Annotated in this window: 14 protein-coding genes and 1 pseudogene; 2 read left to right on the top strand and 13 right to left on the bottom strand. The window is 70.8% G+C overall.

Annotated elements, in window-relative coordinates; genetic code table 11:
• Positions 1 to 25: 25 nt before the first annotated feature.
• Entirely contained in the window at positions 26 to 817 is a 792-nt protein-coding gene (locus QWM81_RS25210) for a peptidylprolyl isomerase (protein ID WP_290114641.1), read from the top strand.
• Positions 818 to 982: 165 nt separating this feature from the next.
• Positions 983 to 2,212 (top strand): DUF349 domain-containing protein, encoded by a 1,230-nt coding sequence (locus tag QWM81_RS25205; protein WP_290114640.1) that lies wholly within the window; start codon positions 983 to 985, stop codon positions 2,210 to 2,212.
• Positions 2,213 to 2,328: 116 nt separating this feature from the next.
• Here QWM81_RS25205 and QWM81_RS25200 read toward each other — a convergent pair whose 3' ends face one another.
• From QWM81_RS25200 to QWM81_RS25140, 13 genes and pseudogenes are all read right to left on the bottom strand, one after another.
• Positions 2,329 to 4,791, bottom strand: coding sequence for a RelA/SpoT family protein (locus tag QWM81_RS25200; RefSeq protein WP_290114639.1), 2,463 nt, complete (start codon positions 4,789 to 4,791; stop codon positions 2,329 to 2,331).
• Positions 4,792 to 5,031: 240 nt separating this feature from the next.
• Positions 5,032 to 5,574: an adenine phosphoribosyltransferase gene (locus tag QWM81_RS25195; RefSeq protein ID WP_290114638.1), complete on the bottom strand. Its 543-nt coding sequence runs from the start codon at positions 5,572 to 5,574 to the stop codon at positions 5,032 to 5,034.
• The gene (gene secF, locus QWM81_RS25190; protein WP_290114637.1) at positions 5,571 to 6,683 is read right to left on the bottom strand and encodes a protein translocase subunit SecF; all 1,113 of its coding nucleotides are present in this window, start codon (positions 6,681 to 6,683) and stop codon (positions 5,571 to 5,573) included. The genes QWM81_RS25195 and secF overlap by 4 nt, the downstream gene beginning before the upstream one ends.
• Position 6,684: 1 nt before the next feature.
• On the bottom strand, positions 6,685 to 8,460 hold the full coding sequence (secD, locus tag QWM81_RS25185; RefSeq protein ID WP_290114636.1) for a protein translocase subunit SecD: 1,776 nt from the start codon (positions 8,458 to 8,460) through the stop codon (positions 6,685 to 6,687).
• Positions 8,461 to 8,600: 140 nt separating this feature from the next.
• A complete protein-coding gene (gene yajC, locus QWM81_RS25180; RefSeq protein ID WP_290114635.1) occupies positions 8,601 to 9,080 on the bottom strand; it encodes a preprotein translocase subunit YajC in 480 nt (159 codons plus the stop codon).
• A 165-nt stretch (positions 9,081 to 9,245) separates the two neighbouring features.
• A complete protein-coding gene (gene ruvB, locus QWM81_RS25175) occupies positions 9,246 to 10,331 on the bottom strand; it encodes a Holliday junction branch migration DNA helicase RuvB (RefSeq protein ID WP_290114634.1) in 1,086 nt (361 codons plus the stop codon).
• Between the two features lie 59 nt (positions 10,332 to 10,390).
• Entirely contained in the window at positions 10,391 to 10,999 is a 609-nt protein-coding gene (gene ruvA / locus QWM81_RS25170) for a Holliday junction branch migration protein RuvA (RefSeq protein WP_290114633.1), read from the bottom strand.
• The gene (gene ruvC / locus QWM81_RS25165; protein WP_290114632.1) at positions 10,996 to 11,529 is read right to left on the bottom strand and encodes a crossover junction endodeoxyribonuclease RuvC; all 534 of its coding nucleotides are present in this window, start codon (positions 11,527 to 11,529) and stop codon (positions 10,996 to 10,998) included. Before ruvC ends, ruvA begins: the two co-directional genes overlap by 4 nt.
• A gap of 113 nt (positions 11,530 to 11,642) precedes the next feature.
• A complete protein-coding gene (locus QWM81_RS25160) occupies positions 11,643 to 12,395 on the bottom strand; it encodes a YebC/PmpR family DNA-binding transcriptional regulator (protein ID WP_290114631.1) in 753 nt (250 codons plus the stop codon).
• A gap of 62 nt (positions 12,396 to 12,457) precedes the next feature.
• Positions 12,458 to 13,048 carry a pyridoxal 5'-phosphate synthase glutaminase subunit PdxT gene (gene pdxT / locus QWM81_RS25155; protein ID WP_290114630.1) on the bottom strand — a complete coding sequence of 197 codons (591 nt, stop codon included), beginning with the start codon at positions 13,046 to 13,048 and terminating at the stop codon, positions 12,458 to 12,460.
• A complete protein-coding gene (gene pdxS, locus QWM81_RS25150; protein WP_073758122.1) occupies positions 13,048 to 13,956 on the bottom strand; it encodes a pyridoxal 5'-phosphate synthase lyase subunit PdxS in 909 nt (302 codons plus the stop codon). Before pdxS ends, pdxT begins: the two co-directional genes overlap by 1 nt.
• A gap of 109 nt (positions 13,957 to 14,065) precedes the next feature.
• The gene (locus QWM81_RS25145) at positions 14,066 to 14,614 is read right to left on the bottom strand and encodes a LemA family protein (RefSeq protein WP_290114629.1); all 549 of its coding nucleotides are present in this window, start codon (positions 14,612 to 14,614) and stop codon (positions 14,066 to 14,068) included.
• 11 nt (positions 14,615 to 14,625) lie between these two features.
• Positions 14,626 to 14,867 (bottom strand): annotated as a pseudogene (locus QWM81_RS25140) (hypothetical protein); the annotation flags it as partial.

Below are 14,867 nucleotides of genomic sequence, written 5' to 3'. Positions count from 1 at the left end.
AGAAGACCGACAAGGAGAAGACCCGGTGGTCAGTAGCGATCAGCGGCGGCGGCAGCTCGCCAGGGAGAAGTACGAGCGGCAGATGAGGCGCCGCGAAGAGGCCCGTAAGAAGGCCAAGCGGCGTAACGCGATCATCGCCGCCGCGCTCGCCGTGGTCCTGGCCGCCGGAGCCGCCGCGTACGCCTCGGTGGGACTGTCCGACGGGGACACCAAGAACGACTCCGCGTCCGAAACCCCCTCGCAGGCCGGCACGCCGACGCCGAGCGAGAGCTCGTCGCCCGAGCCGAAGATGGCCGTCGACGCCAAGGCGAAGTACACGATGGCGCTCACGACGAACAAGGGCGACATCACGGTCACGATGGACGCGGCGAAGACACCGCGCACGGTGAACTCGTTCAAGCACCTGGCGGACAAGAAGTACTTCGACAACACCAAGTGCCACCGCCTCACCACCGGAGGGATCTTCGTCCTCCAGTGCGGCGACCCCACGGGCAACGGCACCGGGGGTCCCGGTTACACGATCCCGGACGAGAACCTGAACGCCCTGGGCAAGGCGGGCGCGGACGGCGCGGTGACCTATCCGGCCGGGACGGTGGCCATGGCCAAGACCTCGGAGCCGAACTCCGGCGGCAGCCAGTTCTTCCTGGTCTACAAGGACACCAAGCTGCCTCCCGAGTACACCCCCTTCGGCACGATGGACGCGGCCGGCCTGAAGGTCGTGCAGGACATCGCCAAGGACGGGGTCGCGGGCGGCGCCCAGGACGGTGCGCCCAAGAAGCCCGTCACCATTGAGAAGGCCACCGTCGGCAAGGCGTGAACGGCCGCGTCCGGTGCCGCTGAATTGGGTACCGCCGAGTGCGGACAGCCGGGCGGCCGGTCGCCTAGATTGGCGTTGTGCAGGGCGGGCAGAGCCCGCCCGAGGAAACTGTGGACGATGCCCGGGGGCAGACCCCCCTCGCCGGCATCATGTGGAGGAGGCGCTGTGAGCAGCGACCCGTGGGGCCGCGTCGACGAGACGGGCACCGTGTACGTGCGTACAGCCGACGGCGAGAAGGTCGTCGGATCGTGGCAGGCCGGATCTCCCGAGGAGGCACTGGCCTACTTCGAGCGCAAGTACGAGGGCTTGGTTGTCGAGATCGGCCTCCTCGAGAAGCGGGTGAAGACGACCGACCTGTCGGCCAAGGACGCGATGGCGGCGATCGACCACATCCGTCATCAGCTGGACGAGCACCATGCGGTCGGTGATCTCGACGCGCTGCGCAAGCGGCTCGACAAGCTGGTCGAGACGGTCGAGGCGCGGCGCGAGGAGCGCAAGGCGCAGAAGGCCAAGCAGACCGACGAGGCGCGGAAGGCCAAGGAGGCGCTGGTCGCCGAGGCCGAGGAGCTGGCGCAGAGCGAGCAGTGGCGGGCCGCGGGTGAGCGGCTGCGGGCGCTGGTGGACATCTGGAAGGGCCTGCCGAGGCTGGACCGGAAGTCCGACGACGAGCTGTGGCACCGCTTCTCGCACGCCCGGTCGGCGTTCTCCAAGCGGCGCAAGGCGCACTTCGCGTCGCTGGACGCGCAGCGCGAGGAGGCCCGCAAGACCAAGGAGAAGCTGGTCGCCGAGGCGGAGGCGCTCTCCGGCTCCACCGACTGGGGTGCGACGGCCGCCCGGTACCGCGAGCTGATGGCGGAGTGGAAGGCGGCGGGGCGCGCGCAGCGCGAGCACGAGGACGACCTGTGGAACCGTTTCCGCGGCGCCCAGGACGTGTTCTTCGCGGCGCGCGGCGAGGTCTTCGCGGAGCGGGACGCCGAGCAGGCCGAGAACCTCAAGCTGAAGGAGGAGCTCGCGGCCGAGGCGGAGAAGCTGGTGCCGGTGAAGGACCTGAAGGCGGCCCGCGCGGCCTTCCGTTCCCTCAACGAGCGCTGGGAGGCCATCGGCCACGTACCGCGCGACGCCCGCCCGAAGGTGGAGGGGCGGATGCACGCGGTCGAGCGGGCCATCCAGGAGGCCGAGGAGGCGGAGTGGCGCCGTACGAACCCGGAGGCACGCGCGCGTGCGGCGGGTCTGACGGGCCAGCTCCAGGACGCGGTCGACAAGCTGCGCAAGCAGATCGACGCGGCCCGTGCGGCGGGCAATGACGCCAAGGCGGACAAGCTCTCGCGCGAGCTGGAGGGCCGGCAGGCGCTGCTGGACCAGGCACTGAAGGGCCTGCAGGAGTTCGGCGGCTGACCGCCCTTTGCGCCTGAGCCGGCGCCGCTCGCTCGATTGACGGCTGGCTGAGGTGCCGAACGTGAACCGCGGCCCCGGTACGGAATTTCCGTACCGGGGCCGCGGCTTTGCGCCCGTTACGGCCTGCGGGCCGAGGTCACGCGGTACACGTCGTACACGCCCTCCACGCCGCGTACCGCCTTCAGGACGTGGCCGAGGTGCTTGGGGTCGCCCATCTCGAAGGTGAAGCGGGAGGTGGCCACCCGGTCGCGGGAGGTCTGGACGGCCGCCGACAGGATGTTGACGTGCTGGTCGGACAGGACGCGGGTGACGTCCGACAGGAGCCGGGAGCGGTCCAGGGCCTCGACCTGGATGGCGACCAGGAAGACCGAGGACTGGGTCGGCGCCCATTCGACGTCGAGCATCCGCTCGGGCTGTTGCGAGAGCGAGTCGACGTTGACGCAGTCGGCGCGGTGGACCGATACGCCGCTGCCGCGGGTGACGAAGCCGATGATCGGGTCGCCGGGGACGGGCGTACAGCAGCGGGCGAGCTTGACCCACACGTCCTCGACGCCCTTGACGACGACACCCGGGTCGGCCTTGGCGCGGCGCTTGCCGCGGCCGCGTGACGGCGGGGCGGACTCGGCGATGTCCTCGCTGGCGGCCTCCTCGCCGCCGAGGGCCTGCACCAGCTTCTGGACCACGCCCTGGGCGGCGACATGGCCCTCGCCGATCGCCGCGTACAGCGACGAGATGTCGGGGTAGCGCATCTCGTGCGCCAGCGTGACCAGCGAGTCTCCGGTGAGGATGCGCTGGATCGGCAGGTTCTGCTTGCGCATGGCCCGCGCGATGGCGTCCTTGCCCTGTTCGATCGCCTCGTCGCGGCGCTCCTTGGAGAACCAGGCGCGGATCTTGTTGCGGGCGCGCGGCGACTTGACGAAGCCGAGCCAGTCGCGGGACGGGCCCGCCCCCGCGGCCTTGGAGGTGAAGACCTCCACCAGGTCCCCGTTGTCGAGGGTCGATTCGAGCGGTACGAGACGGCCGTTGACCCGCGCCCCTATGGTGCGGTGGCCGACCTCGGTGTGGACGGCGTACGCGAAGTCCACCGGGGTGGCTCCGGCCGGGAGCGCTATGACATCGCCCTTGGGGGTGAAGACGAAGACCTCGTTGCGGGAGAGGTCGAAGCGCAGCGACTCCAGGAACTCGCTGGGGTCCTCGGTCTCCTTCTGCCAGTCCAGCAGCTGGCGCAGCCACGCCATGTCGTTGATGTGGTCGTCCTTGCCGGCTTTCTTCGGTACGTCGGTACGCACCTTGGAGGCGCCGGCGACGGCCTCCTGCTTGTACTTCCAGTGCGCGGCGATGCCGTACTCGGCGCGGCGGTGCATGTCGAACGTACGGATCTGCAGCTCGACGGGCTTGCCGTTGGGGCCGATGACCGTCGTGTGCAACGACTGGTACATGTTGAACTTCGGCATCGCGATGTAGTCCTTGAACCGGCCGGGGACCGGATTCCATCGCGCGTGTACGGTGCCGAGGGCGGCGTAGCAGTCGCGGACCGTGTCGACAAGGACCCGGATGCCCACCAGGTCGTAGATTTCCGCGAAGTCACGGCCGCGGACGATCATCTTCTGGTAGACGCTGTAGTAGTGCTTGGGGCGGCCGGTGACGGTGGCCTTGATGCGGGCGGCGCGCAGGTCGGCCTGCACCTCGTCGATGACGGTGGCCAGGTACTCGTCCCGCTTGGGGGCGCGCTCGGCGACAAGGCGGACGATCTCGTCGTACATCTTGGGGTAGAGGATCGCGAAGGCGAGGTCCTCCAGCTCCCACTTGATGGTGTTCATGCCCAGGCGGTGGGCGAGCGGCGCGTAGATCTCCAGGGTCTCGCGGGCCTTCTTCTCCTGCTTCTCCCGCTTGAGGTAGCGCATGGTGCGCATGTTGTGCAGGCGGTCGGCGAGCTTGATGACCAGGACGCGCGGGTCCTTGGCCATGGCGACGACCATCTTGCGTACGGTCTCGGCCTGGGCCGCCTCGCCGAACTTGACCTTGTCCAGCTTGGTGACGCCGTCGACCAGCAGGGCGACCTGGTCGCCGAAGTCCTTGCGGAGCGTGTCGAGGCCGTACTCGGTGTCCTCGACGGTGTCGTGGAGCAGGCCCGCCATCAGGGTCGCCGGGTCCATGCCGAGCTCGGCGAGGATGGTGGTGACGGCGAGCGGATGCGTGATGTAGGGGTCGCCGCTCTTGCGCTTCTGGCCGCGGTGCCAGCGCTCGGCGACCTGGTAGGCGCGCTCGATCTGGCGCAGCGTGGCCGTCTCGATCTTCGGGTCGTTGCTGCGGACTATGCGCAGCAGAGGCTCCAGGACCGGGTTGTACGGCGACGAGCGCTGCACCCCGAGCCGCGCGAGGCGGGCGCGCACGCGGTTGGACGAACCGCCGGAGCGGGCGGCGGAGGGCGGGGTGGGCTTCGGAGCCGAGACGGGGGCGGGGCCCTGGGCGCGCTGGGGTGCCGCGGCCTTGTCGGCGGGCGTGGCTGGGGGCGCCGCGGCCTGGTCGGCCTGCTGGTCGGGCTTCGCGGCGGAGAGTGGCTGGGCCTCGTCTGGCAAGAGCGCTCCTCGTGCGGGTCCGGGTCCCCCGGTCAGGCCCGGAATCCCATGGTACTGACCCCGGACGCCCCACACGCCCCGGGACGGCCCGCGGGCCCGGCGGCAGGACGGACCGGGGTCGGCCCGGGCCGGCACTCGGGCGGCTTCGAGGGTCGCCCCGGCCGCTTGCCGCGCGGGGGCGTGAGACGAGAACGGGCACCCGGTCTTCCGGGTGCCCGTTCTCGTGCCGCGTGGGGGTGCTCAGAGCGTGATCAGGGCATCCAGCGGCGCCCCGCGCAGTGCGGGCTCCAGGCGGGCGCGGCCGCCCAGGAAGCCGAGCTCCATGAGCACGGCGACGCCCGCGACCTCCGCGCCGGCCCGGCGGATCAGCTCCAGCGAGGCCTCGGCCGTGCCGCCGGTGGCGAGGACGTCGTCAATGACCATGACACGGTCGCCCGTTGCCAGGTCCTCGGCGTGCACCTCGATCTCGGCGGTGCCGTACTCCAGCTCGTACGCCTGCGACAGTGTCGCGCCGGGCAGCTTGCCCGCCTTGCGTACGGGCACGAAGCCGAGCTTCGCCGTGACGGCGACCGGCGCGGCGAGGATGAACCCGCGTGCCTCCAGGCCGACGATCTTCGTCGCGCCGTACCGGACGCACAGCTCGGCGAGCGCCCCGGTGAGAGCGGCGAACGCCTCCGGGTCGGCGAGCAGCGGCGTGATGTCCTTGAACGTCACGCCCGGGATGGGGTGGTCCGCGACGTCCCGGATGCGGCTGAGCAGCAGCTCCTCGGTGCTGACGGTCATCGGCGCTTGCCCCGCCCGCGGGCCGGCTGACGGCGCTGGCCGACGACGGCACCGGCCGGCGCGGCGTCCGCGGGCACGGCGTCCTGCGGCTCGGTCCCGTCCACCGCCTCGGTGGGGCCGTCCTCCGGCTCTCCCTTGGCGGCGGCCTGGGCGCGCTTGGCGAGCACCCGCTTCTTCAGCGCCTTCATCTGCGGGTCGCGTTCCTTCAGGTCGGCGACGAGCGGTGTGGCGATGAAGATCGACGAGTACGCACCGGCGGCGAGGCCGACGAACAGCGACAGCGAGATGTCGTTCAGCATGCCGGCGCCGAGGAAGCCGCCGCCGATGAACAGCAGGCCGGCCACCGGCAGCAGCGCCACCACCGTGGTGTTGATGGAGCGGACCAAGGTGCTGTTGAGGCTGCGGTTGGCGATCTCGCTGTACGTCCAGCGGGTCTGCTTGGTGATGTCCTTCGACGCCTCCTTGAGACCGTCGAAGACGACGACGGTGTCGTAGAGGGAGTAACCGAGGATCGTCAGCAGACCGATCACGGTGCCGGGCGTGACCTCGAAGCCCACCAGGGCGTAGATGCCCACGGTGATCGTCAGGTCGTGGACCAGGGCGATCAGCGCGGCGAGCGCCATGCGCCACTCGAAGGCGATGGCGAGGTAGACCACCACGAGGATCATGAAGATCCCGAGGCCCGTCCACGCCTTGTTGGCGATCTGCTCGCCCCAGCTGGGGCCGACCAGGTCGGCGGCGATCTCCTCCTGGGGGATGTTCAGGTCTTCGGCGAGCTGTGCCTCGACCTTGTTGGCCTCCTTGGTGTCCAGGCTGCTGACCTGGATGCGCAGGCCGCCGTTGCCGAGCTCCTGGACGATCGCGTCATGACCGGACGCCTCCTCCGCGTACTCCTTCGCCTCGGAGGCCGACACGGTCGCCCGGTCGGTGGTGAAGACGGCGCCGCCCTTGAACTCGATGCCCATGTTGAGGCCCTGCACCACCAGGCCGACGACGGCCGTGATGGTGATCAGGATGGAGACGCCGTACCAGATCATCCGCTTGCCGACGAAGTCGTAGCCGACCTCGCCGCGGTACAGGCGGGCGCCGATGCTGCCGAGTCGTGACATCTCACGCCTCCTTCGGTTCGGTGGTGGCGGAGACACGCCGCGAGCGGCGCAGCGGGGGCTTGGCTCCGAGCCTCTTGGGGTCCAGGCCCGACCACGGGTGACCGCTGCTGAAGAACTTCGTCCGGGCCATCAGCGTCATCAGCGGCTTGGTGAAGAAGAAGACCACGACGACGTCGAGGAGGGTCGTCAGGCCGAGCGTGAAGGCGAAGCCCTGGACCTTGCCGACGGTCACGATGAACAGCACGGCCGCGGCGAGGAACGAGACGAAGTCGGACACCAGGATGGTCCGCCGGGCGCGCGGCCAGCCGCGCTCGACGGCGGGCCGGAGGGTGCGTCCGTCGCGGATCTCGTCGCGGATGCGCTCGAAGTACACGATGAACGAGTCGGCGGTGATACCGATGGCCACGATGGCACCGCACACGGCGGGCAGGTTCAGCGCGAACCCGATGGCCGGGCCGAGCAGCGACATGATCGTGTACGTCAGGATCGCCGAGGCGATGAGGCTGAGGATGGCGATCAGCGACAGGCCACGGTAGTACACCACCAGGTAGATGATGACGAGGGCGAGACCGATGGCGCCGGCGATCAGACCGGCCTTCAGCTGCTCGTCGCCGAGCGCGGCGGTGACGGTGGTGACGCTGTCCTCCTGGAAGGAGAGCGGGAGCGCACCGTAGGAGAGGATGTTGCCCAGGTCCTGCGCGGACTCCTGGGTGAAGTTGCCGGAGATCTCGGCGTTGGCGCTCAGCGTCGTGCGGACCGAGGGCGCGGAGACGACCTCACCGTCCAGGACGATCGCGAACTGGTTCATCGGGGGCTGCTGCTGCGACAGCCGGGCCGTAATCTTCTGGAACTTCTTGGAGCCCTCGCTGGTGAACTCCATCTGGACGATCCACTGGCCGGTGCGCTGGTCGATGGCGGCCTGGGCGTCGTCGACGTCCTTGCCGTCCACCTCGGCCGGGCCGAGGATGTACTTCTCCCACTGGCCGGGAGCGCCTTCGCCACAGGCGACGGTCGGCTCGGTCGGCTTGGCGTTCTTGCCGGCGGAGGAGCGCTGGGTCTTGTCGGCGCAGTTGAGTGCCGCGAACTGCTGCTCCAGCTTGGCGGTCGCCGGGTCCGGCGTGGGCGGCGCGGGGGCCTCGGGGCTCTGAGCCGTCGTCGGCGCGGTGGAGGCGCTGGGGGTCGGCGCCTTCTTCAGCGCGTCGGTGACGGCGCGGCCCTGAGTGGTGGCGCTCGCCGAGGGCGAGGCCTCCTTCTCCTTGTCGTCCCCGCCCTTGTCCGCGGCCGCGCCCGAGGCCGAGGCGCTCGGCGTGGCGGAGGCGCCGGCGGACGGCGTGGAGCCGGCGGAGGGCGTGGGCGGCGTCGGCTCACTGCCGGCGACGGTCAGGACGGGCCGGAAGTACAGCTGGGCGGTGGTACCGACCTGCTCGCGGGCCTGCTTCTCGTTCGTCCCCTTGGGGATGTTGACGATGATGTGCTCGCGGCCCTGCGTCTGTACCTCTGCCTCGGAAACACCCAGACCGTTGACACGGCGGTCGATGATGCCGACCGCGGTGTTCATGTTGGTCTCGTTGATGGCGTTTTCCTGGCCGGGCTCGGCCTTCGCCTTGAGGGTGATCGTCGTACCGCCCGCGAGGTCGATGCCCAGCCGCGGCTTGACTTCACCCGATGCGAACATCCCGGCCGTGAGCGCGATCATGGCGATCAGGAACAGCGCCAGGGTTCGCCCCGGCTTGCCCTGGCCCCCCGACGGCCCTCTGCCCTTCTTCGGTGCTGCCACCTTCTCGTTTCTCCCTGTCCAACCGCCTCACGCCGGGTGGGCGTCGAGGCGGCCACGAAGTGGTGTGGGGAATCCCCCGCGTTGTGTCGGCACGGAACGGACCGCGCACGCCGGTCGGCGCCGCGGTCCGTCTGCACGCCTTACTTCGCGTCGGTGTCACCGTCGCGCTTGTCGTCGGCCTTGGCGGCGTCCCCGGCCTCGTCGGCCGTGTCCTTCTTGCCCAGGTCGATCTTCGCGTCCTCGACGGCGGCGGCGTCGGCGTCGGCTGCGGCGGCATCGGCCTCGGTGAGCGAGGAGGCGTCGTCCGGCACGACGGTGGTGTCGGTCTTCAGGTCGCCGTCACCGTGGACGATGCGGTTGTACTCGTCGTCGTCGAGGACGGCCCCGACGGCGTTCTTCGCGTACAGGGCGTGCACGCCCGGAGCGACCTCCAGGAGGACGGTGTCGTCGCCCACCTCCTTGACGGTGGCGTACATCCCCCCGATCGTCCGTACGCCGGTTCCGGGCTGCATCTGGTTACGCATCTCTGCCGCCTGCTGCTGCTTCTTCTTGGCAGAGCGGGTCATCAGGAACATGGCCCCGATGAGGACGATGAACGGGAGGAGAGTCACGATACTCACGGGACGACAAATCCTTCGCACGGTCGCGGTGAGCCGCGGCCTGATCTTCGGGGGTGGGTACGCCGCCCTGAAAGGTCGGCATCGGCGGAGTCTAGGCGAGTCCGCATCACTGGAACAACGCCCAGCATCGCACCCCGGTTCCTGCCCCGGCGAGTCTCCTCGCCGTCACGCCCCGAACAGCCCCTGTTGTCCGCTTCCCGGGCCGCCCGCCTGCGGTGGCACGAGGCCGAGATGCGCCCATGCGGCAGGGGTCGCGACCCGCCCGCGGGGCGTACGGGCCAGCAGCCCCTCCCGTACGAGGAACGGCTCGGCGACCTCCTCGACCGTCTCGCGCTCCTCGCCCACGGCCACGGCGAGCGTGGACAGGCCGACCGGGCCCCCGCCGAAGAGCTTCAGCAGCGCCTCCAGCACCGCCCGGTCCAGCCGGTCCAGGCCCCGCTCGTCCACCTCGTACACCTTCAGGGCGGTGGCGGCGATGTCGCGGGTGATCAGGCCGTCCGCCTTGACCTGGGCGTAGTCGCGGACCCGGCGCAGCAGGCGGTTGGCGATACGGGGCGTGCCGCGGGAGCGGCCGGCGATCTCGGCGGCGCCGTCCGCCTCTATCTCGACGTCCAGGAGCTGGGCGGAGCGGTGGATGACCCGCTCCAGCTCGGCCGGGGCGTAGAACTCCATGTGGGCGGTGAAGCCGAAGCGGTCGCGCAGCGGCGGCGGCAGCAGGCCGGCCCGGGTGGTGGCGCCGACCAGGGTGAAGGGCGGCAGCTCCAGCGGGATGGCGGTGGCGCCGGGGCCCTTGCCGACGATGACGTCGACGCGGAAGTCCTCCATCGCCATGTAGAGCATCTCCTCGGCGGGCCGGGACATCCGGTGGATCTCGTCGAGGAACAGCACCTCGCCCTCCTGGAGGGAGGAGAGGATCGCGGCGAGGTCGCCGGCGTGCTGGATGGCGGGGCCGGAGGTGATGCGGATCGGGGCGCCCATCTCCGCCGCGATGATCATCGACAGGGTGGTCTTGCCGAGGCCGGGAGCGCCGGAGAGCAGGACGTGGTCGGCGGTGGCCCCGCGGGCGAGGGCTGCTTTGAGGACCAGGTCCAGCTGCTCGCGCACCCGCTCCTGGCCGACGAACTCGTCCAGCGACTTGGGGCGCAGGGCCGCCTCGACGGCCTGGTCCTCGCCGTCCGCGGACGCGCCGACGAGCCGGTCGGCGGGACCGCTCGCGGTCTCGTCGGTTGCGTCGTCCCAGTGGCTGCTCATGGGTTCTGCCTCGCGGGGTGTCGGTGCCGCACGGTCTCGTACGGTTCGGTGCGGTCGGTTCAGCGGGTGCGGTTGAGGCTCTGGAGCGCGGCCTTCAGGAGCTGCCCGATCTGCGGCTCGCCGCCCGCGGCCTCGGCCTGCGGGGCGACCGCGGCGACGGCCTCGTCAGCCTCCCGGGTGGCGTACCCCAGGCCGATCAGCGCGGCGTGCAGCTGGTCGCGCCAGGAGGCGGCGCCCGTGGCGCGGGCGGCGGGCGCCGCGGTCATGGGGTCGCCGAGCCGGTCCTTCAACTCCAGCAGCAGCTTCTGGGCGCCCTTCTTGCCGATGCCTGGGACGGCCATGAGCGCCTTCTCGTCACCGGACGCCACCGCGAGGCGCAGCGCGTCCGGGGTGTGTACGGCGAGCATGGCCTGGGCGAGGCGCGGGCCGACGCCGCTGGCGGTCTGGAGCAGCTCGAAGACCTGGCGCTCGTCGTCGTCGGCGAAGCCGTACAGGGTCAGCGAGTCCTCCCGTACGACCAACGACGTGGCGAGCTTGGCTTCCTGACCCACCCTCAGCCCGGACAGGGTGTTCGGCGTGCACTGGACCGCCATGCCGATGCCGCCGACCTCGATCACGGCGGTGGTCGGGGCGAGCGCGGCGACGGGGCCGCTCACGAAGGCGATCATGCGGTACGGCCTTTCAGGGCTCGGTGGGCGGCGACGGCTTGCTGGAGGCGGTTCTGGGCGGGGGCCCGCCAGATGTGGCAGATGGCGAGGGCGAGGGCGTCGGCGGCGTCGGCCGGCTTGGGCGGGGCGTCGAGCCGCAGCAGCCGGGTGACCATGGCGCCGACCTGGGCCTTGTCGGCGCGGCCGCTGCCGGTGACGGCGGCCTTGACCTCGCTGGGCGTGTGCAGGGCGACGGGGATGCCGCGGCGGGAGGCGCAGAGCATGGCGACCGCGCTGGCCTGGGCGGTGCCCATGACCGTACGGACGTTGTGCTGGCTGAACACCCGCTCCACCGCGACCAGTTCGGGCCGGTGCTGATCCAGCCATTCCTCGATGCCCCGCTCGATGGCGACGAGGCGCTGCCCGGTCTCCGCGTCGGCGGGTGTGCGGACGACACCGACGCCGAGCATCGTGAGCGGGCGGCCTGCGACGCCTTCGACGACGCCGACGCCGCACCGCGTGAGGCCTGGGTCCACCCCGAGAACGCGCACGCCGCCACCCCTCCTTCGCTCAACTGTTTGTGCAGGCTATCGGGTGGCACTGACAACGCGGCGGGCCGGCGAGGGGTGTGTTGTCCCCTGCCGGCCCGCCGCGCGTGGGTGGGTCAGGCGTCGACCTTCTCCATGACGTCGTCGGAGACGTCGAAGTTGGCGAAGACGTTCTGTACGTCGTCGCTGTCCTCCAGCGCGTCGATCAGCTTGAAGATCTTGCGCGCGCCCTCCTCGTCGAGCTCGACCTGCATGGTCGGGACGAAGTTGGCGTCGGCCGAGTCGTAGTCGATGCCGGCCTCCTGGAGCGCGGTGCGGACCGCGACCAGGTCGGTGGCCTCGCTGATGACCTCGAAGGTCTCACCGAGGTCGTTGACCTCCTCGGCGCCGGCGTCCAGCACCGCGCCGAGCACGTCGTCCTCGGTCAGCTCGCCCTTGGGGACGATCACCACGCCCTTGCGGTTGAACAGGTACGAGACCGACCCCGGGTCGGCCATCGAACCGCCGTTGCGGGTCATGGCGACGCGTACGTCGGAGGCGGCGCGGTTGCGGTTGTCGGTGAGGCACTCGATGAGCACCGCGACACCGTTCGGGCCGTAACCCTCGTACATGATCGTCTCGTAGTCGGCGCCACCGGCCTCCAGGCCGGCACCGCGCTTGACCGCGGAGTCGATGTTCTTGTTCGGCACCGAGCTCTTCTTCGCCTTCTGAATGGCGTCGAACAGCGTCGGGTTGCCGTCGGGGTCGGCGCCGCCGGTGCGGGCCGCGACCTCGATGTTCTTGATCAGCTTCGCGAAGAGCTTGCCGCGCTTGGCATCGATCACGGCCTTCTTGTGCTTCGTCGTAGCCCATTTAGAGTGGCCGGACATCTGCCTGTCTCCTTCGCGTAACCAATTACTGAACGAACCCCAGCGATCCTACCGGGATCGGCTCAGCCCGCCGCGCGCACCATGTCGACGAACAGGGCGTGCAGGCGGTGGTCGCCGGTCAGTTCGGGGTGGAACGAGGTGGCCAGGGCGTTGCCCTGCCGTACGCCGACGATGTGGCCGTCGTGCTCGGCGATGACCTCCGCCCGCGCGCCGACCGACTCGACCCAGGGCGCCCGGATGAAGACGCCCTCCACGGGGCCGTCCTCGATGCCCGCGACCTCCACGGCCGCCTCGAAGGACTCGTTCTGGCGGCCGAAGGCGTTACGGCGGACGATCATGTCGATGCCGCCGAGCGTCTCCTGGCCCGAGCGCGGGTCGAGGATCTTGTCGGCGAGCATGATCAGGCCGGCGCAGGTGCCGTAGACGGGCATGCCCGCCCCGATGCGCTCCCGCAGCGGTTCCATGAGGCCGAACAGCGCGGCCAGCTTGGAGATGGTGGTGGACTCGCCGCCGGGGATGACCAGGGCGTCGACCTCGGCGAGCTCCTCGGGGCGCCGGACCGGCCTGGCCACGGCGTCCGCCGCGGCCAGGGCGATCAGGTGCTCACGGACATCGCCCTGGAGAGCCAGGACACCGATGAGCGGAGTGGTCATTACCAGCCCCGGTTCGCGTAGCGCTCGGCCTCGGGGAGGGTGTCGCAGTTGATGCCGACCATGGCCTCGCCCAGGTTGCGGGACGCGTCCGCGATGATCTTCGGGTCGTCGTAGAAGGTGGTGGCCTTCACGATGGCGGCGGCGCGCTTGGCCGGGTCGCCGGACTTGAAGATGCCGGAGCCGACGAAGACGCCCTCGGCGCCGAGCTGGCGCATCAGCGCGGCGTCGGCCGGGGTGGCGACGCCACCGGCGGAGAAGAGCACGACCGGCAGCTTGCCGAGCTCGGAGACCTCCTTGACGAGCTCGTAGGGAGCACGCAGCTCCTTGGCGGCGGCGTACAGCTCGTTGTTGTCGAAGCCGCGCAGCTTGGCGATCTCGTTCTTGATCTGGCGCAAGTGGCGGACGGCCTCGACGACGTTGCCGGTGCCGGCCTCGCCCTTGGAACGGATCATGGCCGCGCCCTCGGCGATACGGCGCAGGGCCTCGCCCAGGTTGGTGGCGCCACAGACGAAGGGGGTGGTGAAGGCCCACTTGTCGGAGTGGTTGACCTCGTCGGCCGGGGTGAGGACCTCGGACTCGTCGATGTAGTCGACGCCGAGGGACTGCAGGACCTGGGCCTCGACGAAGTGACCGATACGGGACTTGGCCATCACCGGGATGGAGACCGCGTCGATGATCTCCTCGATCATGTTCGGGTCGGACATCCGGGCCACACCGCCGTCCTTGCGGATATCGGCCGGGACCCGCTCAAGGGCCATGACGGCGACGGCGCCGGCGTCCTCGGCGATCTTGGCCTGCTCGGCGTTGACCACGTCCATGATCACGCCGCCCTTGAGCTGCTCGGCCATGCCGCGCTTGACGCGGGCGGTGCCGGTCTCGGGGGACTGCGGGGTGGTGGTGCTGGACACGGATGGACCTCACTCAAGAAACGGGGCGGTTTCAACTACACCGAGGAAACCCGGGCCACCCAGTCCACATCAAGGGCCAATAGTCACCCGGTGGCTCGTTTTCCCGAGGTCAGCTGCTCCCCGGCCGGTCCGCCAGGGCCGTCGGCGGCTCGTCGTCCATCTCGAAGGCCAGCGGGAACGGGGCGTGCCCGGCCAGCCGGAACCATCGCACCGTACGGTGCCTGCGCAGCGCTCTCGCCGCCCGTACCGCGTCGTTGTGGAACCGGCGGGCCATCGGCACCCGGCGCACCGCCGCCGCGAGCTCCCCGGCCGCCTGCTCGCCGCCCGGGACCTCCCGTACCGCCTCGACCTGCTCCGGCTCGCCGAACACCGCGCGCAGCGCCTGGCTGAGCTCGCTCTCGGCGACCTCGCGCTGCTCCTCCTCGGCCTGCCGGGCGGCGTGCGCGGCCTCATACAGCACGATCGACGCCGCCGGATCGAGCAGGCCGGAGGTGGCCAGCTCCTGGGCGACCGAGGCTCGGCGTACGAGCTGGGCGTCGAGCGCTGCGCGCGCGGCGTCGATCCGGGCGTGCAGCCGGTCGAGCCGGCCGGCGGTCCAGCTCAGGTACAGGCCGATCGCGAACAGGACGACGGCGATCCAGATGAGGGTTTCGATCACGGGCGGAAAGGCTACCGCCGCGCCACGACGCCGCCGCGCGTGCGGTCCGGCGCCGTGGCGAGTCCGGCGCCGTGGTGCGGTTCGGTGCCGCCGGGCGGTTCGGCCGGGCGCGGGCGGGCGCGGTTGTGTGCCGCCGGGCGGTTCGGCGCCGTGGCGCGGTTCGGCGCCGTGGTGCGGTCCGGCGCCGTGGTGCGGTCCGGTGCTGTGGCGCAGTTCGCCCGGGCGCGGGCCGGGCGCGGGGGCGGGCGAGCGC

The sequence above is a fragment of the Streptomyces ficellus genome (assembly GCF_030406405.1).
Classification (GTDB): domain Bacteria; phylum Actinomycetota; class Actinomycetes; order Streptomycetales; family Streptomycetaceae; genus Streptomyces; species Streptomyces ficellus_B.
The sequence above is the reverse complement of the archived record's forward strand: the minus strand, read 5'-3'. Positions and strand labels throughout refer to the sequence as shown.